The 20,767-nt window shown below is 40.8% G+C and carries 24 protein-coding genes; 10 read left to right on the forward strand and 14 right to left on the reverse strand.

From position 1 onward, the window contains the following. The first annotated feature begins 5 nt into the window (after nt 1–5). Together LG273_RS18875 and LG273_RS18880 are read left to right on the forward strand one after the other, a co-directional pair. Entirely contained in the window at nt 6–323 is a 318-nt protein-coding gene (locus LG273_RS18875) for a hypothetical protein (RefSeq protein WP_404456759.1), read from the forward strand. 271 nt (nt 324–594) lie between these two features. Next, nucleotides 595–1,797 (forward strand): S8 family peptidase, encoded by a 1,203-nt coding sequence (locus tag LG273_RS18880; RefSeq protein WP_404456761.1) that lies wholly within the window; start codon nt 595–597, stop codon nt 1,795–1,797. 44 nt (nt 1,798–1,841) lie between these two features. Here the strand turns inward: LG273_RS18880 and LG273_RS18885 are convergent, their stop codons facing one another. The 3 genes from LG273_RS18885 to LG273_RS18895 all read right to left on the reverse strand — a co-directional run bounded on the left by LG273_RS18885 (nt 1,842) and on the right by LG273_RS18895 (nt 3,464). Beyond that, nucleotides 1,842–2,318 (reverse strand): hypothetical protein, encoded by a 477-nt coding sequence (locus LG273_RS18885; RefSeq protein ID WP_404456763.1) that lies wholly within the window; start codon nt 2,316–2,318, stop codon nt 1,842–1,844. Beyond that, on the reverse strand, nt 2,315–2,755 hold the full coding sequence (locus LG273_RS18890) for a hypothetical protein (protein ID WP_404456766.1): 441 nt from the start codon (nt 2,753–2,755) through the stop codon (nt 2,315–2,317). The genes LG273_RS18885 and LG273_RS18890 overlap by 4 nt, the downstream gene beginning before the upstream one ends. Before the next feature lie 136 nt (nt 2,756–2,891). Then, nucleotides 2,892–3,464 carry a CBO0543 family protein gene (locus LG273_RS18895; RefSeq protein WP_404456769.1) on the reverse strand — a complete coding sequence of 191 codons (573 nt, stop codon included), beginning with the start codon at nt 3,462–3,464 and terminating at the stop codon, nt 2,892–2,894. A gap of 460 nt (nt 3,465–3,924) precedes the next feature. On the opposite strand from LG273_RS18895, the gene LG273_RS18900 reads away from it, so the two are divergent. Beyond that, a complete protein-coding gene (locus tag LG273_RS18900) occupies nt 3,925–5,178 on the forward strand; it encodes a LysM peptidoglycan-binding domain-containing protein (protein WP_404456772.1) in 1,254 nt (417 codons plus the stop codon). A 64-nt stretch (nt 5,179–5,242) separates the two neighbouring features. Here the strand turns inward: LG273_RS18900 and LG273_RS18905 are convergent, their stop codons facing one another. Together LG273_RS18905 and LG273_RS18910 are read right to left on the reverse strand one after the other, a co-directional pair. Continuing rightward, nucleotides 5,243–5,938, reverse strand: a complete 696-nt coding sequence (locus LG273_RS18905; protein ID WP_404456775.1) for a hypothetical protein — start codon at nt 5,936–5,938, stop codon at nt 5,243–5,245. Nucleotides 5,939–6,071: 133 nt separating this feature from the next. After that, entirely contained in the window at nt 6,072–6,524 is a 453-nt protein-coding gene (locus LG273_RS18910; RefSeq protein WP_404456778.1) for a hypothetical protein, read from the reverse strand. A 227-nt stretch (nt 6,525–6,751) separates the two neighbouring features. On the opposite strand from LG273_RS18910, the gene LG273_RS18915 reads away from it, so the two are divergent. Then, nucleotides 6,752–7,189 (forward strand): hypothetical protein, encoded by a 438-nt coding sequence (locus LG273_RS18915; protein ID WP_404456781.1) that lies wholly within the window; start codon nt 6,752–6,754, stop codon nt 7,187–7,189. Between the two features lie 140 nt (nt 7,190–7,329). Here LG273_RS18915 and LG273_RS18920 read toward each other — a convergent pair whose 3' ends face one another. From LG273_RS18920 to dacB, 3 genes are all read right to left on the reverse strand, one after another. Next, nucleotides 7,330–9,183: an LTA synthase family protein gene (locus LG273_RS18920; RefSeq protein WP_404456784.1), complete on the reverse strand. Its 1,854-nt coding sequence runs from the start codon at nt 9,181–9,183 to the stop codon at nt 7,330–7,332. 137 nt (nt 9,184–9,320) lie between these two features. After that, nucleotides 9,321–10,076: an AAA family ATPase gene (locus LG273_RS18925; RefSeq protein WP_404459599.1), complete on the reverse strand. Its 756-nt coding sequence runs from the start codon at nt 10,074–10,076 to the stop codon at nt 9,321–9,323. Nucleotides 10,077–10,560: 484 nt separating this feature from the next. Next, entirely contained in the window at nt 10,561–12,081 is a 1,521-nt protein-coding gene (gene dacB / locus LG273_RS18930; RefSeq protein ID WP_404456787.1) for a D-alanyl-D-alanine carboxypeptidase/D-alanyl-D-alanine-endopeptidase, read from the reverse strand. 267 nt (nt 12,082–12,348) lie between these two features. Here dacB and LG273_RS18935 point away from each other — a divergent pair, with 267 nt between their 5' ends. Then, nucleotides 12,349–12,708 (forward strand): Lin0512 family protein, encoded by a 360-nt coding sequence (locus tag LG273_RS18935; RefSeq protein ID WP_404456790.1) that lies wholly within the window; start codon nt 12,349–12,351, stop codon nt 12,706–12,708. Between the two features lie 79 nt (nt 12,709–12,787). Here the strand turns inward: LG273_RS18935 and LG273_RS18940 are convergent, their stop codons facing one another. The 3 genes from LG273_RS18940 to LG273_RS18950 form a co-directional block, all read right to left on the reverse strand. Beyond that, on the reverse strand, nt 12,788–13,117 hold the full coding sequence (locus LG273_RS18940; protein ID WP_404456793.1) for a hypothetical protein: 330 nt from the start codon (nt 13,115–13,117) through the stop codon (nt 12,788–12,790). A 92-nt stretch (nt 13,118–13,209) separates the two neighbouring features. Beyond that, nucleotides 13,210–13,776: an NADPH-dependent FMN reductase gene (locus LG273_RS18945; protein WP_404456795.1), complete on the reverse strand. Its 567-nt coding sequence runs from the start codon at nt 13,774–13,776 to the stop codon at nt 13,210–13,212. A gap of 12 nt (nt 13,777–13,788) precedes the next feature. Continuing rightward, on the reverse strand, nt 13,789–14,847 hold the full coding sequence (locus tag LG273_RS18950; RefSeq protein WP_404456797.1) for an LLM class flavin-dependent oxidoreductase: 1,059 nt from the start codon (nt 14,845–14,847) through the stop codon (nt 13,789–13,791). Between the two features lie 150 nt (nt 14,848–14,997). On the opposite strand from LG273_RS18950, the gene LG273_RS18955 reads away from it, so the two are divergent. Beyond that, nucleotides 14,998–15,345, forward strand: a complete 348-nt coding sequence (locus LG273_RS18955) for a winged helix-turn-helix transcriptional regulator (RefSeq protein ID WP_379560018.1) — start codon at nt 14,998–15,000, stop codon at nt 15,343–15,345. Between the two features lie 39 nt (nt 15,346–15,384). Here the strand turns inward: LG273_RS18955 and LG273_RS18960 are convergent, their stop codons facing one another. Both LG273_RS18960 and LG273_RS18965 read right to left on the reverse strand, forming a co-directional pair. After that, nucleotides 15,385–15,879, reverse strand: a complete 495-nt coding sequence (locus tag LG273_RS18960) for a GNAT family N-acetyltransferase (RefSeq protein WP_404456799.1) — start codon at nt 15,877–15,879, stop codon at nt 15,385–15,387. A 67-nt stretch (nt 15,880–15,946) separates the two neighbouring features. Then, the gene (locus LG273_RS18965; protein ID WP_404456801.1) at nt 15,947–17,416 is read right to left on the reverse strand and encodes an MDR family MFS transporter; all 1,470 of its coding nucleotides are present in this window, start codon (nt 17,414–17,416) and stop codon (nt 15,947–15,949) included. Between the two features lie 202 nt (nt 17,417–17,618). Here LG273_RS18965 and LG273_RS18970 point away from each other — a divergent pair, with 202 nt between their 5' ends. The 4 genes from LG273_RS18970 (at nt 17,619) to LG273_RS18985 (ending at nt 20,268) form a co-directional block, all read left to right on the forward strand. Continuing rightward, on the forward strand, nt 17,619–18,008 hold the full coding sequence (locus LG273_RS18970) for a group-specific protein (protein ID WP_379560016.1): 390 nt from the start codon (nt 17,619–17,621) through the stop codon (nt 18,006–18,008). Nucleotides 18,009–18,025: 17 nt separating this feature from the next. Then, nucleotides 18,026–18,832 carry a GNAT family N-acetyltransferase gene (locus LG273_RS18975; RefSeq protein WP_404456803.1) on the forward strand — a complete coding sequence of 269 codons (807 nt, stop codon included), beginning with the start codon at nt 18,026–18,028 and terminating at the stop codon, nt 18,830–18,832. Nucleotides 18,833–18,954: 122 nt separating this feature from the next. Beyond that, nucleotides 18,955–19,038, forward strand: coding sequence for a putative holin-like toxin (locus tag LG273_RS18980; RefSeq protein WP_404459602.1), 84 nt, complete (start codon nt 18,955–18,957; stop codon nt 19,036–19,038). A gap of 363 nt (nt 19,039–19,401) precedes the next feature. Next, nucleotides 19,402–20,268, forward strand: a complete 867-nt coding sequence (locus LG273_RS18985) for an SDR family oxidoreductase (RefSeq protein WP_379560013.1) — start codon at nt 19,402–19,404, stop codon at nt 20,266–20,268. Nucleotides 20,269–20,317: 49 nt separating this feature from the next. Here the strand turns inward: LG273_RS18985 and LG273_RS18990 are convergent, their stop codons facing one another. Beyond that, nucleotides 20,318–20,731, reverse strand: a complete 414-nt coding sequence (locus tag LG273_RS18990; protein WP_404456805.1) for a GNAT family N-acetyltransferase — start codon at nt 20,729–20,731, stop codon at nt 20,318–20,320. Nucleotides 20,732–20,767 lie beyond the last annotated feature (36 nt).

Here is a 20,767-nt window from a genome sequence, read left to right on the forward strand (position 1 = left end):
ATGAAATGTTACAAGAAAACGGAAGAGTGATGCATCTTTGGAAAAATCATAAGAGATTGCTAGGTCTGGGTCTCCACCTTTGTATATTTATCATCATACAGCTGGCATTTTTTTCAATTGGTGATTATGAAGACTGGCATATTTTTAAGCTAAATGGCGGCGGGGAATCGGTTGCAGCATTCTTGAAGCCAATAGAAGATTACGTGCACATTCACCAAAGCTATCAGTTTAATGTAATCACTGCTTTTTTGAGCGTCGCATTGATTCTTCATATGGGGTCGGTACTTTTGAAGGTTGTGGTGTCTAAGAGGAAAGCGAGCTAATGGATTCAGCTAAAATCGTTAAATGAGCTGTACCATGTTATAACGTAAAATTCTAAAACAGCCAGTAATGACAACTGGCTGTTTTGTTATGCCCGCGCCCTCAAAAATCCCGCTAAATTTTCCTTTAAAAGGAAAAACATAGGTCTAAAAATAACGATAATAATTTGTCCTTCCCTCCGTTATTCCCAATAGCGCCAGGGCTTGGATGCACACATGATCCTATCCGAACTCCCATATATTGTTAGAGTGTTAAATCAAGGGAGGGAAAAGGATGAAGAAGAAGTTTTTTAGTTCCATATTGTTAATGCTTTTGGTAATGGTGTTTCCTTTGGTAAGTTTTGCTGAAGAGGACGCGTCATTAGCAAAAGAGAATGTCCCTGTAAATGTAAGCATTGAAAAGGGGAGCTATAATAAAGGCGAGGTTATCGTTAAATTTAAGGATAGCGTTTCCCTAAACAGCCAAGAGCAAATTCTAAAAGATGTAAATGCAAAAGTGCAGCCGAGTCCAAATGTTGTGAAGTCACCGTTTGTCGTGCTTGAGGTTGGCGATGTTGAAAGTGTTGTAAAAACATTAAACAGTAATGCGAAAGTCGAATATGCAGAACCAAATTACATTTTGAAAGCAGCTTGGACACCAAATGATACTTATTTCAGCACCTCTTATCAATACGGATTATTTAATACATCGGCAGATCACGCGTGGGATTATGCTAGAGGAAGTGCTTCCCAGGAGATTGCCGTATTAGATACGGGGGTAGATTATAATCATCCTGATTTAAATGGAAAAACAAATCGCGGCTATGACTTTGTAGATCGTGATTATACGCCTTCGGATGCGAATGGTCATGGCACCCACGTTGCCGGGATTGCGGCGGCCGAAACAAATAACGGAACAGGAATTGCCGGTATGGCGCCGAACACCGACATCTTAGCAGTAAGGGTGCTGGATGCAAGCGGAAATGGCTCCCTCTCCAACATTGCCAATGGGATTCGTTATGCTGCCGACAATGGAGCAGAGGTGATCAACCTTTCTCTAGGCTGTGCCTGTGACACGCAAACACTAGAGTCTGCTGTCAACTATGCTTGGAATAGTGGTTCTGTTGTGGTAGCGGCTGCAGGAAATGATGGTACTTCACAGCAATTCCAGCCAGCATCCTATGCGAATGCCATTGCGGTTGGTGCTGTTGATCGAAATAACAATAAAGCGAGCTTTTCGAATTACGGAACATGGGTAGATGTTTCCGCCCCTGGGGTCGATATTGCTTCCACTTACCCTGGAAATGGATATGCTTATTTATCAGGGACTTCCATGGCATCTCCATATGTTGCCGGTCAAGCGGCATTGTTAACTGGTCAGGGTAAGAGCAATGCACAGGTTCGTGCTGCTATTCAAAATACTGCTGATAGTGTTAGTGGGACCGGTTATTATGTGCGGTATGGGTTGATTAATGTTCTGGATTCTGTGAGATATTAATTTCTTTGAGAGGTAGCATCCATAATGGGTGCTCCTTTTTCATTTTACTTCAGCAATAGTAAATAATAGTATTCTGCATCTTGTAATGATCTGCTTAACTCAACAGAAGTTGTCAAACTATGATAGATTGCAAAGCCTACTACAATCACAATAATGGCACGGGCTCCTTTAAGCATATTTTTATTCTTTTTATAGATAAAAAACGTAAGAACTACAACAATAAATAGAAATGTGCCCGTTATCATAAGGGTTGTTAATGCTGATTGACTATCATCAACAGCATGCTTAAAGCTTTCTAAATCCTTCTCGTTCTCCGCGCTTTCTTTATAGATAGATGTATTTCGTTTGTAACCAATTTCCCAAGAAAAATTACCTTTATCTAAAGTAAGGATGTACTCAAACCCCATTGCCCTTCCATCACTCACAATACCTGAATAATCCCCTGGCTCTTCCTCACCCTGCGTGCAGCCTGATAAGCACAAAATAAAAGAAAGGAACAATAGCAAATAGAACCTTCTCATTGCTCTTCTATATACGCTTCTATGTTATTAAGGATATAGGAAACTGCATCATCTACATTGTTCGAATAGTAAGTGATATTTTCATAGTTAAACAACACATCATGTTCCGCCCGTAAATATTTATTATCCTCAATTCGGCCAAAAAACTTCTTCCACTTATGCTTTTTCTCCATTTCTTTGATCGCTTGTTTCAATTCAGTTAAATTGAAATTTAACACAACAAAGCTTGGAACGGTGACATGTACTTCTGAAAATTTCCTCATAATCGCATCTTTTAGTGCATCTGAAAGTGTTTCATATATTAGGGAATGCACTTCATATGGGGCTGCCATTAGAATTTTTTCTGCCGTTTCATCATATTTTTCGTTTTCTTTCATGTTTTCAATGATGTAAATGACACTGAACTTTTCTTTTCCTGTAAGTTCCCTAGAGGCCATATTTCTCCCTCCTTACCCAGTTTTTATATCTAATTATACTGAATATTTTAGCAAATGTAACTAGACAATTTTTTGTGTACACAAAAAAACGACCTTTTTAAAGATCGCTTTTTACATTTGCCAAGAGGGGAAGTACTCACACTTTTGGTTTCTTTTCAAAGTAAATAAATAAATCCGTGATCCATTTGGAAATAAGCATAATGACAATATAGCCGATAAAGATATGAAAGTAATTTGCCCCTTTATCTAACTCAAATAAACCAACCGCTACCATTAAAGGTTTAAAAATAAAGCCAATGAATAAGCACAGTCCAGTGAGATACAAATAGTAATTCTTATCATGATTTAAAACCCACTGATAAAGCAGCATGTACACTACAGGAATAAAAGATATGTCAAGTCCAAAACTTACCGTTATGACAGGCATTATTTGATACGGATAACTCCAAAACCCTAACTTGGCACCAAATACATCTATGTAAGTAAACCAAACATGTACATTAAACCCGTAAAACCCAAGTAGTAACGCTCTTTTCCTATCTATTTTAAAGTAAAGGATGACGAGCGGCGCAATTAATAAAATGACGTGCACCCAAAATTGCCATGTATCAAAGGAAGAATGTTTAAACCAATAATCAATAAAGCCATGTGTGTTCTCTGTTTGCTTATCTTCTATTTCCTTTAATAATTGCTGTTGGCTACCATCCATTTGCACATACCTCCACTAAATAGGAAATAATCTCTTTTAGTTTTGGTAATTAATTGGTTTTTATGCCTTATATTAGACAACCCCTTTGTTTCGTTAACTCGGGGTTTTTTAGTTATGCATTTATTTATAACGAAGTGGAAGTGGCAATCCTTTTACATTTATAGCACTCCTGTTTTATACCGCTAATAGTCTGCAGTTCTCGCTATAATATTCCATTACCTTTAGCTTACGTTTTGGGCATTTTTGTCTCGATACTCCGATTTATGATAAGTACATAATCTTCATGAAGATAACTAAGAAACGAGGAGGTGAAGATATGCCGCCCATTTTTCATTGACAGAAAACAGACAAGCTCTGTTCTTAGCAAGTTGGTCTCGAGCACCTTTTGTGGAACTTCATTACTCAATCACTCAATGATTAATTTCTCTGTTTTAAAAAAAATAAAAAAGGAGTTTATATGATGACAACTTTTACAACTACAAGCACAACTATTTATATTGTACAACCTGGGGATGTTTTAGGTAGAATCGCTGAACAATTTGGCATGACACTTAGTGAAATTATGGCTCTTAACAATATTAGTAATCCAGACCTTATACAAGTTGGACAGGAACTGCTCGTTTACAGTAATGGAAGTGGCGGGTCTAACCCTGATACTACCGTCTATGTGGTTCAACCTGGCGATGTTTTAGGCAGGATCGCTGAACAATTCGGCATGACGCTTAGTGAAATCATGGCTCTTAACAATATTAGTAATCCAGACCTTATACAAGTTGGACAGGAACTGCTCGTTTACAGTAATGGAAGTGGCGGGTCTAACCCTGATACTACCGTCTATGTGGTTCAGCCTGGCGATGTTTTAGGCAGGATTGCTGAGCAATTTGGCATGACCTTGGATCAAATCATGTCCCTTAACAACATTAGTAATCCTGATCTCATTCAGGTTGGACAGGAACTGCTCGTTTATGATAATGGAAGTGGTGATGGCGGATCGACTCCTGATACGATTATTTATATCGTTCAGCCTGGTGATGTCTTAGGTAGAATTGCGCAACGATTCGGGATGACGCTTGATGAGATTATGGCTCTTAACAACATTAGTAACCCTGATCTCATTCAGGTTGGACAGGAGTTGCTCGTTTATGATAACGGAAGTGGTGATGTGCCGCCAGGAGATGGTGATGGTAATGCCTATGTAACAGAGAGCCAACTAAATCAAATTGGATGGTCTAGTGCGTATCTATCTGATACCATTCTAGAGGATTTAAATCGATGCCTAGAAAGATATCAGATCACAACAAGATCTAGACTCTGTCACTTCATCAGCCAATGTAGCCACGAGTCTGGAGCCGGTCGATGGACAAAAGAGCTGGCATCTGGATGGGACTATGAGGGACGAACTGATTTAGGTAACACTCAACCCGGTGATGGCCCTAAATTTAAAGGTGGTGGTTATATCCAATTAACCGGTCGCTATAACTATACTCGTTTCTCAAATGACATCGGGGATCCAGAAATCGTCAATCAAGGTGTTGATTATCTAGCAGCCAACTATCCTTGGTCAAGCGCGGGATTTTGGTGGGAATTAAATAATATGAATGCATTATGTGATACGAATCCATCCGTCGAAGCTGTAACATTACGCGTTAACGGTGGTTATAACGGATTAGAGGATCGAAGAATGTATTACAACAGATGTCTTCAAGTATTCTAGTGAATTTTTGAATCTGTGGAAAGTTAAAGGGCGGTTTTATTGGACCGCCCCTTTTTATAGATCTTTATTTGTGGATCTTCATGATGTCGATTAGCTTAATAATCTCTTCATCATTACCTGGATCTATTTTTACTAATTCTGTTTCTTCAATAATTTTCTCTGTATATTCTTTCATAAAGTCTTCATCCACCTCAGCATCACTCGAATCCCAACGCAATGGCACATTATAAACGTTAATGGTACCATCGCCATTTCCACTGTACGTTACAGAGCCATCTACCAGACGGGAACCAGCTAGCTGGATAACATCTTCCGGATATGTAGCACTTGTTTCATCATTAGGATTGATTAACGATCCAGCAGGTATATGGTGCACATTTAATTCATCAATATCCTGGTTTGGACCTAACTCCAACCAAACACGTGCATATTCGATTTGCTTTGCAGAATACGCTGAAAGAGGATCTTCTTCCTCGCTTTCAGATGTGCTGTCTGCATCCTGGTTATTTGTGTCCTCAGAGGAGACCTCCTCCGTATCTTTTTCTGTCTCGGAAGCTTCAGATTCTGCCTCAGTAAATTGGGCAACCTCCTTATCTCCTCCGTTATTTTCTTTTTTGTCGGTATTTTGTTCTTCAGATTGTGAAGCATTGTTACTCTCAGAGTCTGTTTCTGCTTGTTCGTTCGTATTCCCTCCACACCCTGCAAGCAATAGTATAAGCATTAGGAAAAGGACACTACCATAAAAGTACTTTTTGTCCATCAAACCACTCCTTTCATCCACTCAAAAGATACCACACTCTGCTTGCTTGTCAAGTTTTGCCATGTAACAAAATGAAATAGAAAACACCTTCACCAGTAAGTGTTGAAAGTGAAGGTGTGCGCCATATGAGGCTCTATAAAAAAATAAGTCCTTTGAGAGAAATTAATAATTTAGTTAGCGTTTGCTTTCGAATAATAAATACATATTTTTCACTATATCCTAGATCAAAGGAGGTTTGCACAATGGACTTTCCTTTTAAATATCGAGATGTTATAAATTGACGCTCGAGCTCTTCTAAATCTTCAATTGCCTCCTCAATTGAGGCTACGATGATGTTATAGTGTAACAACTCCTCGTATAAATTCAGTGCCTTTATGCTGGATAATCTATCTACGTCTTTTCCTAAAGAATGAAGGGTGAACTTACCTTTATTTTCTTCATCCAATTCAAATTGTGAAACAAATCCTGGTACTAAGTAATCTAATTGTTTTTTTATTACGTTTATTGCCGTCTTATAACTGTTGTAGCTTTTCAAGTATTCTTCCAGCTTCTTCATGTCATCTTTTTCTAATTTTTTTAAAGCCATTCCCTCACTCCCTATGTGTTTAAGTAATATTCTTATTACTTATTATAAGGCCTGCTAAATAATAGAAATCTAAAAGTCCTCAAAGGTTCGTACAGAAACATTCAACTTTTTCTACTAATAACTTATAGACTTCACTTAATTGGAAGAAATATCCTTCCACTAATGCACAGATAATGATACAATTAAATAGAACAAACGTTCTGTTTGAAAGGGGAGAAAGTTTGGAAATGGAATTAACAAAAGATGAAAAGCGAGATCGAGTTAAATTAATAGAGTTTTATTTGAAGAACTATAGAACCTTTAAAGTAGCCAATAGTAATTTGCAAAAACAGCTAGAGCTTTTGATGAACGTGGATCAACAAAATCAGCCCTCTATGCAATTTCTGGATAATGAGAAGCTTGTAGCTATTCGCAAAAAATATAATGAAACGTTGCTCATTGAAAAGTCTATTGAGAACGCTGTCCACGATTTGAATCCGATCGAACAGCAGTTTATTAATTCTCGATATTTTAAAAGGCATTCAATTGAGAAAACAGCCCAAACAATTGGGTATAGTAAAGCCTCTGTCTATGTACTGCGAAGTCGGATAATGGATAAACTATTAATTAGTTTAGGTGTAATCATAAATACTGACTTGCAAAGCATTGTGGAGGAAAAGAAATAGAAGGGGCTGCACTCCTTGCAATTTTCCCATCAAGGAAGGGCGCCCCTTCTAAATTCTCCACTATTTATTAAAGATGTATTGAAACCGATAGCATCCAAACTGGGTGCTGCTTTTTTGGTTTACCAGCTTTTCTATCAATCCTACTCAACCAGAAACCTCAATAAATCACCAAAAATAATATTATCTGATAGCTCTAACTCTTCCCTAACCTCATCTAAATATGGCTCACAAATACTTTCGTCTACTTCCTGCCCGCTTTCTTTTGCGTAACAAACATTATTCTTATAAATGTGATCCTTTACTATAAAACTACCATCTCGTAGAATGACAGGTTGATCGCCTTCTCTTGCGAAGAGATTGTGTCCGAAGGCGTAACGATCTTCTGTCTCAATGCCCAGGAGGTGAAGAAGGGTTGGGCGAATGTCGATTTGCCCACCACGTGTCTGAATTGTTTTACCTTCTTGGCCTGGTACGTGAATAATTAGTGGTACTTGTTGGTATTTCATCCGATTCACGACATTAATCTCTTCATCTAGTAATTCACTCAGACCCTCTTCATATTTTGGTGATATACCATAGTGGTCTCCAACCAGCACAAAGACGGTATCCTCGTACATGCCTTTTTCTTTCAATTTTTCAAAGAATGTCTCGATTGATTTATCCAAATAGCGAACAGTAGTTACATAGCGATTTACGACATCTTCCTCTGTATCCGCTTGGTCGATAAATGTATCTTCTTCCTCTAACAAGAAAGGAAAGTGATTCGTTAACGTAAGGAATTTCGCATAATAAGGCTCAGGCACATTTTCTAAATAGTCGACTGACTGATTAAAAAAAGGAATGTCTTTAAGTCCGAAGTTAATTGAGTTCTCTTCTGTTACGTTATAATCTCTCTTTGAGAAAAATTTATCATAACCGAGCGCTTTATACATATCATCCCGATTCCAAAATGTCCGATCATTCCCATGAAAGGAGGCGGCATAATAATCATTGTTTTGTTTCAATATATGGGGAAGACTCAAATAAGTATTTTCCGGTCTCATCACAAATGCTGAGCCATTAGCTAATGGATAAAGACTGTTATCAATTAGAAATTCAGCATCGGATGTTTTTCCCTGTCCTGTTTGATCATAGATTTGATTAAAATAGAAACTATCTTCAATTAAATCATTAAGAAATGGCGTTATTTCTTGCCCATTTACTTTTTGATTAATCACAAAGTCTTGAGTGGATTCTAATGTGATAACGACCACATTTTTCCCTTCTGTTATTCCGAATAATTCCGTAGGCTCAGTATCATTCTGTTGTAAATACGCTTTTGACGCAACAGCGTCTGTCTCTGTAGCAACCACTCTCTCTAGCGGGGATATGATCCCTAAAGCAATATCATATAAATGATAATTGATTGGTCCCAATGATTTAACCATCTGGTCCCGGTCATATGACTCCGAAAATAGGTGTACAGATTTTACCAACCCTAAACAAATGGTCAACACTACAAGTGTTGAGCCAACTGCAATATACTTTTTCTTTCTTGGCTTTGATACAGTAAGGTTCGATTTTGTTTTAAACAGAATCCATCCTACGATAACTAAATCGATAAACAAGAACATATCCCATGGACTCATTAATTCAAGCATACTAGGGCCTAATCCTCCAACATTATCAAACTGAAAAAGGATGGGCATCGTCACAAAGTCATTATAAAAACGATAGTATAGTAGATCCCCATAAAGGATACCTGTGGCGATAACTAATAGCCCGAACAACACAAATCTCTTTACTTTTTTTCCGAAATAGAAGCTGAACCCCATAATTAATACTAATGAACCAATAGAGCTGGTTAGGATTAAGACAATATCCAAAACGGAATGGATACTAAGGTCAAAGCCAAAAAAGCAAATGATTACCGTTTTTAGCCAAAGGATGCCTGTGACCATTAACGTAAACCTTGTACCCGTTGAATCTATTAAGCTTTTATATAATGACTTCATTATACGAACGCAACTTTCTATATTTTTTTAGGACAGCACTTTTTCATCTATTAAGAGGGAGTCCTTCTTATAGAATAGCGAAAAATGACCTAAAATAGCAACTACCTGGTAAAAAAGTCGATACTATTTGCCGGGTATTACTCAAACAAATGATGCAACAGCCTATCCTTATTTTCAAAAAACTGCTTCATTGTGCGATAATGCCCTGTTTCCTCTAATGCCATTTCTTGAAAGCCTTCCTCTGTAAGCTCCATTAATTTTGCCTCAGGATATGCCATGAGGATCGGGGCGTGTGTCGATATTATGAATTGTGCTCCCTCATTCACCAGCTCATGAATGCGTGCAAGCATCGACAGTTGCCTAAGCGGTGAGAGTGCAGCTTCTGGCTCGTCCAATATGTATATACCTTCCCCTGAAAACCGATGAAGAAACGCCGCAAAAAAAGATTCACCATGTGATTGCTCATGCAGGGACTGACCACCGAAGGAATCAATAATAGGTCTGCCACCTAACTTTTCTTCGTCCATTACCTCAATATTTGTCGCCACATTATAAAAAGATTCCGCTCGAAAAAAGAAGCCATCTTTAGGGCGTATCGCACCCTTGGCCACCCTTAAATAATGATCGAGCTCAGAGTGAGAATCATAGCTGGAAAAATTAAAGTTGCGGGTGCCACCTTCTGGGTTAAACCCTAATGCCACCGCAATCCCCTCAAGCAAAGTAGATTTGCCCATACCATTTTCCCCTACAATGTAGGTCACATTGGGGTGGAAGGTGAACTTATTTAGGTTACGGATGATAGGGAGATTGAAAGGGAAGCGATTGTAGCTTGGGATTTGATCTCTTTTTAATTCCATGCTTTTTATGTATGCTGTTGATTCATCAAGTCGCATTAGATCACCTCTTTCTTTTATTTTAGCAGATGGGGGTGGGGTTTGGGAGAGGGGGGGGTTGTGGCTTTTTGGTGGAGGTGGTTTCACTTTGGGGTGTTGTGGTTTCACTTTGTGGGGCTGACGTTTCACTTTGGGGTGTTGTGGTTTCACTTTGTGGGGCTGACGTTTCACTTTGGGGCGTTGTGGTCTCACTTTGGGGGGCTGACGTTTCACTTTTGGGTGCTGTGGTTTCACTTTGGGGGGCTGACGTTTCACTTTTGGGTGCTGTGGTTTCACTTTGGGGGGCTGACGTTTCACTTTTGGGTGCTCTCGTTTCACTTTTGGGTGCTGTGGTTTCACTTTGGGACGCTCTCGTTTCACTTCCAGGCGCTGAGGTTCCAGTTGAGCTCGATGACGTTTCACTATGCCTCTTTTTTCCCTAAAAGGCAATCCTACATATCTCAAAAAAAGCTGCCTCTCCTAAGAAAGGCAGCTAGCTTAACCTCTATTCATTAAACGCATGCTCTGCTAGTGTGGTTGCGATCGCATCCTCTATGGCGCGCATACTAGAGCTTGAGCCAAGGTAGTTGTTAATGAGAATGGAAAAGATGAGCTCCTCGCCGTCTGCAGATGTCACATAACCGGAAAGGGTGGATACACCAGTAAGTGAACCTGTTTTAGCTGTTACGTTACCTTTGGCAGGTTCTTCTTTCATTCGATTTCGTAGTGTCCCTCCTACAAAACGGTCGGACTCACCAGCAACAGGGAGGGAATATTCGAATGCGTCAAACCAATCGGAGGCTTGAACTTCATATAAAAATTGGGACAGATCATGGGCTGGGATCATGGTTTTATGCGACATACCTGATCCGTCGCGTAGTTGAATTGTATCTTTATCCATTCCATACTGGGCTGCTACGTCTTCAATGACCTCTAACCCTTCATCCCAGCTGCCTTCACCAGATACCACTTTTCCCATCTCCTTGGTTAGCACCTCGCCATGACCATTATTGCTTAGCTTCATAAAAGGGATTAATAGCTCATGTAAAGGCATCGATTGCTTGGACGTTAATAGTCGTGCAGCGTCTGGCGTTGCACCCGTCTTTCGTTCTGATCTCCCAATAAAGCGAATATTTTCCTCTTCCAACGCCTTTTCGAACACATCAAGCGCATAGCCTGTTGGCTCCCAAACTGAAGCCCATGAGCGGGAGTGGGAGCCGTCCACTGGCATCGTGCCCTCTACTACAATTGTGTTGCTTCCATGCTCGCGTTCAATGGAGATATCCCTGCTTTCGCCGGCAGGGACCATCTTTGTCTTGTTTTCGATTGTGACATAATCGGTTTCTGGAGTTAGCGTGACTTTTGCCTGCCCGCCAGCTTCCTCAGCAGGGCTTACTTGCACAATTACTGTTCCCGCATCATAATCCTCGTTCGGGGAGAGGGTCAATGCCGAGACTTGCGCTCCCGTGTAGAAAGGCTCGTCCGACCAGTTTAAATCCTGGGAAAGTCGCACATCATCATACCATGTGTCATCGCCGACCAGATCTCCTTTGATCTTTTGAATGCCTTGGGCTTTTATATCTTTTGCAAATTGCTCGAAGTCGTCTTGCAATAAGGTTGGATCTCCCTTGCCTTTAAGATATAGGTCGCCGTGTAATACTTTTCCACGCTTTTTCCCATCTGTCAGTACTTCGGTGGTAAATTGATAATCTTCGCCTAGCGTTTCTAACGCTGCAGCAGCTGTGAGGATTTTCATGTTGGAGGCTGGATGAAGCCGAATATCTCCGTCCTGTGAAAACAGTTGTTCACCTGTTTCTGCGTGCTTAATGCTTACCCCTGTCACCGTACCATCTAACTGTTCATTTTCCAGAAGGATGCGCATCTTTTCTTCCAGGTTTGCTTCAGCAAATTCTTTTTCTGTAATTTCATCGGATGCGGTGATCGTCTGATTTCCCTCTTGTCCAAACATAGGAAAAACTGCAAGAACAGCAATTACTACTATGAGCAGGACTTGTTTCAAACGCATTTTGAACATCATACCCCTTGAACACCCCTTTAAATTTTAGAATATTTAAAGTATACAGTAAAATACGGAGCGAAAATAGATTTCTACGTAAAAAGGGATCCATGGACCCATAAGTACAGGGATTTTGCAACTATAGAAGGGTTTCTTCTAACCTAGTAGGTCGGGGAAAGTTACACTACTGCCCTTAATCTAGTGTTTGACACTGCTTTTCCTCGGGAATCGGATTAGTAGAACGATAAAAATCCTTCATGGAAAGGAGTATTTAAAATGAATCAAGTTCTCTTTATTCAAACAGGAACTGGGATCGACGTTCATGGGCAGAATGTAACGAAGGCAGCTGTCCGCGCTGTAGAGAATGCGATCTGGTTTAACTCGATGCCAGGCATTGAAAAAAGCCTTCCTGAACAGAATTTGGAAAATATGAAAGTGAATGTTAAAGTCGCTGTACCGCTTGATCGGGAAAAGCTAGATACGGAAAGCATTAAAAACGCCATTCCGTATGGCTCCGTTTCAGTGGAAGTGACAGATGGTGGAATGGCCACATCTAGTGGGATCACCTTGAAGGATAAAGGTGATGAAAATGATTTGATGTATATTGTGAACGCTGCAGTTGAAGTAGGGTACTAACGTTTATCAGGTTTTCCCCCCATACAAAGCAGGACAAGGCTGGCATAAGCCCCTTGTCCTGTTTTTTGATGGGATAGATTCATTTTGGTGTCAGTTTGGAGTGCTCTGGTTTCACTTTTGGGTGCTCTGGTTTCACTTTTGGGTGCTCTGGTTTCACTCTGCAGCGCTCTGGTTTCACTTTTGGGTGCTCTGGTTTCACTCTGCAGCGCTTTGGTTTCACTTCCCCACGCTCTGGTTTCACTTTTGGGTGCTCTGGTTTCACTTTGCAGCGCTTTGGTTTCACTCTTGGGTGCTGTGGTTTCACTCTGCAGCGCTCTGGTGTCACTTCCCCGCACTCTGGTGTCACTTTGCAGCGCTGTGGTGTCACTTCCCCGCGCTCTGGTTTCACTCTGGAGTGCTCTGGTTTCACTTCCCCGTTTGACGCGCCACTTCTACCGGTTCATGTGTCACTTTCTCACTTCCTAGCGCACTTCCCGAAAATCCTGGGCCGCTCACTAAAATTTAAAAATCATACTCGGCTTCTTTAGCTTCACGGATCTTCGTATAGGTTTCGGTTAATACAACGGTGTCCTCGACAAGCCTTTCGATACGGAAATGGACATCATCATTGGTGATTTCCTTGCGATAGAAGTCACTTTCTTCAATGAATACGTAAGTTTGTACCATCTGAGCCTTCATATAGCCAAGGATCGGTTTTAGCTGCTGTTCGGCAATAAGGAAATGCTTGGCAGAGCCAGCGGTCACGATCATGCTGACCACTTTGTCCTGAAATGCGTTCACTGGCAGCAAATCAAAGATATTTTTTAATGTGGCCGGAATGGATGCTTGGAAAATAGGGGTTCCTATAATGACGGCATCTGCTTCCATAATTGTTTTTGTTACATGGCCGGTATCTCCTTGGTAATCCAAGTAGTTGCGTCCATCACTAAATTGAATTTCATAATCTGCTAAATCTATTAGTTCTGTTTCTGTTTCCGGGTATTTTTCCTGCAATTTGTTTATGGTGTAATTCATAGCCGTTCTAGTTTTGGAGCCAACCTTCGAACCAGAAAGTCCCACGATCTTCATCTGTACTCACCTCTATTTTTTTGCTGTATGTTTCTTAATTTCTGGAAGAATTTTTGTGCCAATTATTTCGATATTCTTTCTAAGTTTATCAAATGGCATGCCGCCAAAGTCCATTTGGGCAATATAGCGCTGATGCCCGAACATTTCATGCTGGTAAAGCATTTTTTCAATAATTTGCTCTGGGCTTCCGATATTTATAATGCTATGTGGATCCGCTCCTTGGGCGAATGCCTGCTTCGGAAATCCTTGTCCATTTGTGCGCTTCATGCCCTCATTAATATGTGGGTACATGTCTCTCAGTGCTGTCTGCATGTCTTCCGCAGCGTAAAAGAACCCAGCTGTTGCGACAGGTAGCTGATCTGTATCGAAGCCTCTGCTTTGGGCAGCCTGGCGATAGGCATCAATGGAACGTTTAAAGCTACTTGCTGGTCCGCCTAAATGAGCTAAGAACATGGGTACACCTGCATAGCCTGCTTTTATTGCACTGGCAGGGGATCCACCGACTGCACGCCAAATTGGCAACGAGCCATTTAGTGGGCGTGGCAGGATTTTGGCATTGTGTAATGGGGCACGGAACTCGCCTTCCCAGTTCACAACCTCTTCCTCATTAATTTGTCTCAATAAATCAAATTTCTCCTCAAAAAGCTCCTCATAATTACGGACATTATAGCCGAGCAAATCAAACAGACCAATTCTCGAAGCACGGCCAGCAACGATCTCCGCACGGCCCCCGGAAATTAGATCAATTGTAGCAAAATCCTCATATACACGCACGGGATCTGACGTACTGATGATCGTAGAAGAGCTGGCAATCTTTATATTTTTTGTCGCCTGGGCGATTGCGGACAGGACGACCGAATGTGCCTGGGTCGCGAAGAAATCCTGATGGCTTTCCCCGACACTAAAGAAATCAATCCCCGCCTGATCGGCTAATTTTGCTAATTCAATAATTTCCTGCAGGCGTTGTTGGGCAGGAATTCGCTCGCCAGTATGTGGATCAGGGAGATGATCACCCAGTGTATAAAGCCCGAATTCCATGCCTTTGCTTGGATCAATGCGATATTTTTCCATTGTTTGCTCAACCTTTCTATCTAAAAAATCTATATCTGCTATCTTTCTTTTTTCTTATTATAATGCTATTGTAAGGTATAATGAATTTTTTATGAAGTACGCACTTAAAGGTGGTATAGTATACAAAAAGATACTAAGGGAGGAAAAAGCATGGAGAAAGCACCGGAATTATGCCGGGTGGAGGATGCACTTAGTATTTTGGTCGGAAAGTGGAAGCCTATCATCCTCTTGCATTTACTGCAAAAGGGGACACAGCGGTTTAGTGAACTTAAACGCAGTATGCCCGGAATCACCCAAAAAATGTTGACCAAACAATTGCGTGAACTAGAGGAAGAGGATATTATACAGCGGGTTGTCTATCCACAGGTTCCACCAAAAGTAGAATACTCTATGACGGAATATGGTAGAAGCCTTGAACCGATTTTAGAAGCGATGCATGAGTGGGGTACGAAGCATACGCTTCATAAGCAGGCTAAGTTGGAGCGACAAAGCTCTTAGTCATTTAAAAAACAGGAGGGGTTGCTTCCTGTTTTTTTGTTAGATTTTTCTTTGATACCTTAATGAGACTTGTTTTTCTCCTGTACTCGTCGTGGTTATTTTCTTATTTTTAAAAGCAAACCCCCGTGCTTCGTAAAAAGGAATACCATGCTGATTGTCCTCTTGAACAGAGACCCATTGTTCCAAAGCACCTTTTTCCTTTTGCTGAGCGGTTAAGGCATCGAGTAGTTGTCTTCCTACTCCCATATAACGGTTTTCCTCTGCTACATAAAGCACAAACACTTCTCCAGTCGTTGGGACTGTTAACCCTCCGCCGATCACACCAACCACTTTTGACTTTAAAATAGCGACGTGCGTGTAGCTTCCTGCTAAAATATCTTTCTCCACCCGTTCAAGGTTGTACCAGTTCGCAACATTCTCATTCTGATACACTTCACTGAGCTTTCCCGCCACCGTTTGCTTCCAACCTGCTGTACATATAGTAGAAATAGCTGTTGTGTGGGATAAATCTGGTTTAATAATGGATATGTGCATTTTGACCTCACCCTTTCTATAAGTAATTAAAACAAAAGCTCTCCCACAAAGGAAGAGCTTCGTTTATTTATTGTGACATGCTTTCTTCATTAATCTTACGTGTCATTTCTTTTTCTTTCTTAGGTGAGCTTAGGAAGAAGGCTAGAATTAAACCAACCAGTGCCAATGCTGTGCTTCCTGTAAATGCCCATTCAAATCCTTGAATTTGTGCAAGTTGCCCAACATTCTCTGCCGAATCATTTGCTGCTGGTGTAAAGCGCTTTGCTCCAACGGTTGTCAACGTCACAAGGATGGCTGTACCGATCGAAGCGGAAATTTGCTGCATAGTGTTTGCCATTGCTGAACCGTGCGCATACCATTTTGGTGGTAACTGGTTTAATGCCGATGTCATAACAGGCATTAGGGCAAACGATAAACCAAACATACGAATGGCGTAGACTGTAGTTAAGTAGGCAAACGATGTTTCCATAGACAGATTTGTGAAGAAAAAGGTCGTTACTGTCACGATAGAAAGGCCAGTAATCGCAAGCCATTTCCCACCAAACTTATCAAATAATGAACCTGTGATTGGGGACATGATCCCAATTACAATCGCTCCAGGTAATAGCATTAATCCAGATTCAAGTGGACTAAAGCCGAGCGTATTTTGCATAAATAATGGTAGCAATGTCTCTGCCCCAATTAGGGAGATCATAACTGCCATCGTAATGACAATCGCTAGTGCAAAGATACGAAATTTAAAGATGCGGAATTCTAGAATTGGTTGCTTAAGCTTTAATTGTCTAAGTATAAACAGGGTAATTAGAATTGCACCGCCAATTATCGCGATAATGACAGCCGGGCTTCCCCATCCATGCTCTGAACCAATACTAAATCCGTACAGAAATCCACCAAAACCGAGCGAAGACAGAATAACAGACGGAACATCCAATTTCGGACGGCCAAGATCTGTCACATTTTTCAAGAAAAATGCTGCAAGCAGGATGGTAATGACGACAATTGGTAACACCGTTAAGAAAAGTGCACGCCAATGGAAATGCTCAAGCAGCCATCCAGATAATGTAGGCCCTATGGCAGGTCCAAATGCGATAACAATTCCAATCAGTCCCATTGTCGTTCCACGTTTTTCTACTGGGATGATTGCAAGTAATACTGTCATTAACAGTGGCAGCATTATTCCTGAACCAGAAGCCTGCACAACCCTTCCTAATAATAATACAGGGAAAACAGGTGCGACCGCAGCAATCAGTGTGCCTGTTCCGAATAGAGTGATTGCTGTTAAGAACAAGCCACGTGTGGTGAACCGTTCAATAAAGTATGCTGATATAGGAATCATAATCCCGTTTACCATAAGAAATGCGGTAGTCAGCCATTGTACCTGCGCTTGTGATATTTGAAATGCATCCTGGATCGTTGGTAGTGCTGTCGCCAGAAGCGTTTCATTGATGATCCCCATAAACGCCCCAACAAGCAGTGCCACAATCATGGCAATCTTTTGTCCTTTAGGTAGATCCCAGGATTTTGCAGATGAAGCCATATCTATATCCTCTCCTTCTATTTCTATCTTTGTTAATCGTGAGTTTATATGTAAACCTCAGACATCTTTTAACTATATAGGATGAAATCGTTTCAAAACAATTAATGTGCCTGCATATTTTATTAATTTTTGTTTATAATTGAATATTTTGACAAGGTATTATGATAGTATTTGCTTAACAGTAAAAAAGTAGGTGACACGAATGAAATTTTATATCGCATCTAGTTTTCAGAACAAGGATAATGTACAATCTCTCAAACACATTCTCTCCGCCAACGGCCATTTGAGTACATATGATTGGACGATGAACGGGCGTGCACAGACTGTAGAACAACTTGTACGAATTGGCACTTTGGAAAAACAAGCTATAGCTGACTGTGATTTTTTTATTCTATATTTACCAGGCGGGAAGGGTAGCCATGTTGAGTTAGGTTTGGCCTTAGCTTTTGGTAAAAAGATCTACCTTTATTCAAAAGAGGAGATATTACCTGATGAAGCAGCTAGTTTTTATTATGTTGACGGAGTGGAGCACGTATTTGGAGATATAGAAAAGCTTGTTTCTGCAGTTCCCGGTTTGGAGGAAACCACATAAGGAGGGGGACAAAACCCATGAGGCCTATTCTGACGCGATCACTTACCCAAAAGATTGAGCAAATGGAAGTAGCTGTGCTGGAATCACGCCTTAAAGCGATTCAGTCTATCCCGGAAAATCCCATGCAAGTGGAGATTCGTCAATTTGGGAAGGCGGTAGCTTTTACTGCAAAGCAAATACCTGGCCCAGCTTTTAACACAGTGAGGGGATTGCATGGTGAGGATAATGACAAGGTAGAAGCTATTCTTAGCTATTTTCAAGACAGGGAAATCCCTGCCCAATTTGAATTAATACCGGCTTTTGTATCACCTGACCTGTTGAATTTGTTAACGGAAAGGGGATATCGCTTGTCCAAATACCATCGTACATTGTACGGAGCCTGTGAGGAAGCCTCTCTCACATTTCACCCTAGGATTGACATACAAAAACTTGGAAAGAACGACTTCCATACATTTGCAGATATATACACGAAAGCTTTCCAAATGCCTGAATTTTTAACAGATGCGGTCGCACAAAATAATGCCGTTCTATATGATGTGCCTGGTTGGAACTTTTTCCTTGCTTCCATCGAGCAAGAACCTGCCGGGATTGGGGTGTTGTTTATGAAGAATGGAATTGCCGAGATGGCTGCAGCAGCAACATTGCCTAAATTCCGTAATAGAGGCGTCCACCAAGCTTTAATTCAGAAGCGAATCGAGCATGCGATATTCTCAAATTGCCACCTGTTAGTTGGACAAGCAACTGATCAGAGCGTAAGCCAGTTTAATATGGAAAAGGCTGGGATGGGGCTTGCTTATATGAGGGAAATATGGCGAATAGGTTAAAAGTATATAAAGCTACAAAGGTGAAAACTTGTAGTTTAGGGATTTATGTTATAATTTTTTAAGTGCATAAGGTTTTTCGTGGGTGGTGGCTCACTCCCTCCTATAGAAAGGGGGTGTTGCCTATGACAGTGTTTGAAACCATGGTATTAATGATCTCTTTCGGGACATTAATTGTGACGATCCTGTCATTTAATCATAAAAAATAACCACCCCAGCCTAGCCAGCTAATTAAGTGGTGGTTATTCTCTCACTCTTATTAGTGAGCTGCCCCCTTGAAGGGCTATTGCGCTTAGCCGTTTGGTGTGACAGCACCGGACGGTTTTTTTATTATATGCTTATCTATAATAAGTATACCCTATTATGCGTCATTTGAAAACTATCCTCATGCCTTAAATATATGCTCATTCTCTTTATACCCCAACCCATTTTTGTCGGTAAAGAGAAAGAGTCTTTTTAAGAATTTACTTAATACTCGCCGTAAGCGCTATCCCATGTTTGCCTACCTCAAGAGGGTGGAATGGACTATTGTGACTAAAAAATAAAGCATTTATTCAAGGAGGTAATGATTTATGGATCCAAGAGAAATGCAAAAGGGTAGTACCCCTAGACAAAAGCAGGAGAAACAGCCAGGTATTGAATCGAAAATGAACCCATTACCGGCACAGCCAACAGCATATAAAGGTTCAGAAAAACTAAAAGGAAAAAGTGCATTGATCACAGGCGGTGACAGTGGGATCGGACGCGCTGTCGCAATGCTTTATGCCAAAGAGGGTGCAAATGTCGCGATTTCCTATCTTGATGAGCATGACGATGCAGAAGTAACAAAAAAAGCGGTGGAAGCAGAAGGCGTAAAATGCTTGCTTCTTCCAGGCGATATTAAAGATGCCGCGCATTGTAGAGACCTCGTGCAAAAAACCGTTGACGAGTTTGGCAAATTGAACATTTTAGTAAACAATGCAGCCATTCAATTTGTACGTGAAAATGTAGAAGATATTTCAGATGAGCAGTTTGAAGAAACATTCCGTGTGAATTTCTTCTCCCAGTTCTATCTTACTAAAGCTGCAGTCCCTCATATGCAAGAAGGGGATTCAATTATTAGTACTTCTTCCATTAATGCATACCGTGGTAACCCATTATTTATGGACTATTCCGCAACAAAAGGGGCGATCACGGCATTTACTCGAAGCATCGCGCAAAGCCTTGCAGATAGGGGCATTCGCGCCAATTCAGTCGCACCAGGCCCTGTATGGACACCGCTTATTCCGTCTTCCTTTGATGAAGATGGCGTGGAAAACTTCGGTCAAAATACGTTAATGGGACGCCCTGGCCAGCCTTCAGAACATGCTATGCCATATGTACTGCTTGCTTCAGATGAAGGGTCTTATATTACTGGACAAGCTATCCATGTCAATGGTGGCGCATGGACTTCTTCTTAAGAAAATCATGATAAAAATGCAGGAGGCGTGGTCCGCTTCCTGCATTTTTTTATCCTTTAAGTCTCGCAAAAGCCACCGCTGAACCCTGATCACAGGACATAAAGCCATTTTTTTCATAAAAATGTCTCACATCTGGTGCTTCCTCCGTTAATAAAACCTTTTGCCGAACGTTTTTATAGTTGTCTAGCATCTGTTCCATTAATTGTGTAGCGATTCCCTGATTTTGATAATCTTTCAAAACGAGGATGTCCTGTATATATAGGATGGTTAAACCATCACCTACAGCTCGTATTAAGCCGACTAACTTATCTCCATCCCAGGCAGATATGACCTCAAGGGATTGCTGAATTGCCTGCTGTAGAAGGGCTGCATCCTTTGTATATGCAAACCATCCTGCATCCTTATATAATTTCATGACTTTGTCGTTATCTATGCTTTTAGCATATTGATAGGTTATATTCATTTCTTCTCCTCCTCAAATTTTTTATTTTGAAGAGTT

The sequence above is a fragment of the Oceanobacillus kapialis genome, assembly GCF_044790185.1.
Taxonomy (GTDB): Bacteria; Bacillota; Bacilli; order Bacillales; family Amphibacillaceae; genus Oceanobacillus_B; species Oceanobacillus_B kapialis.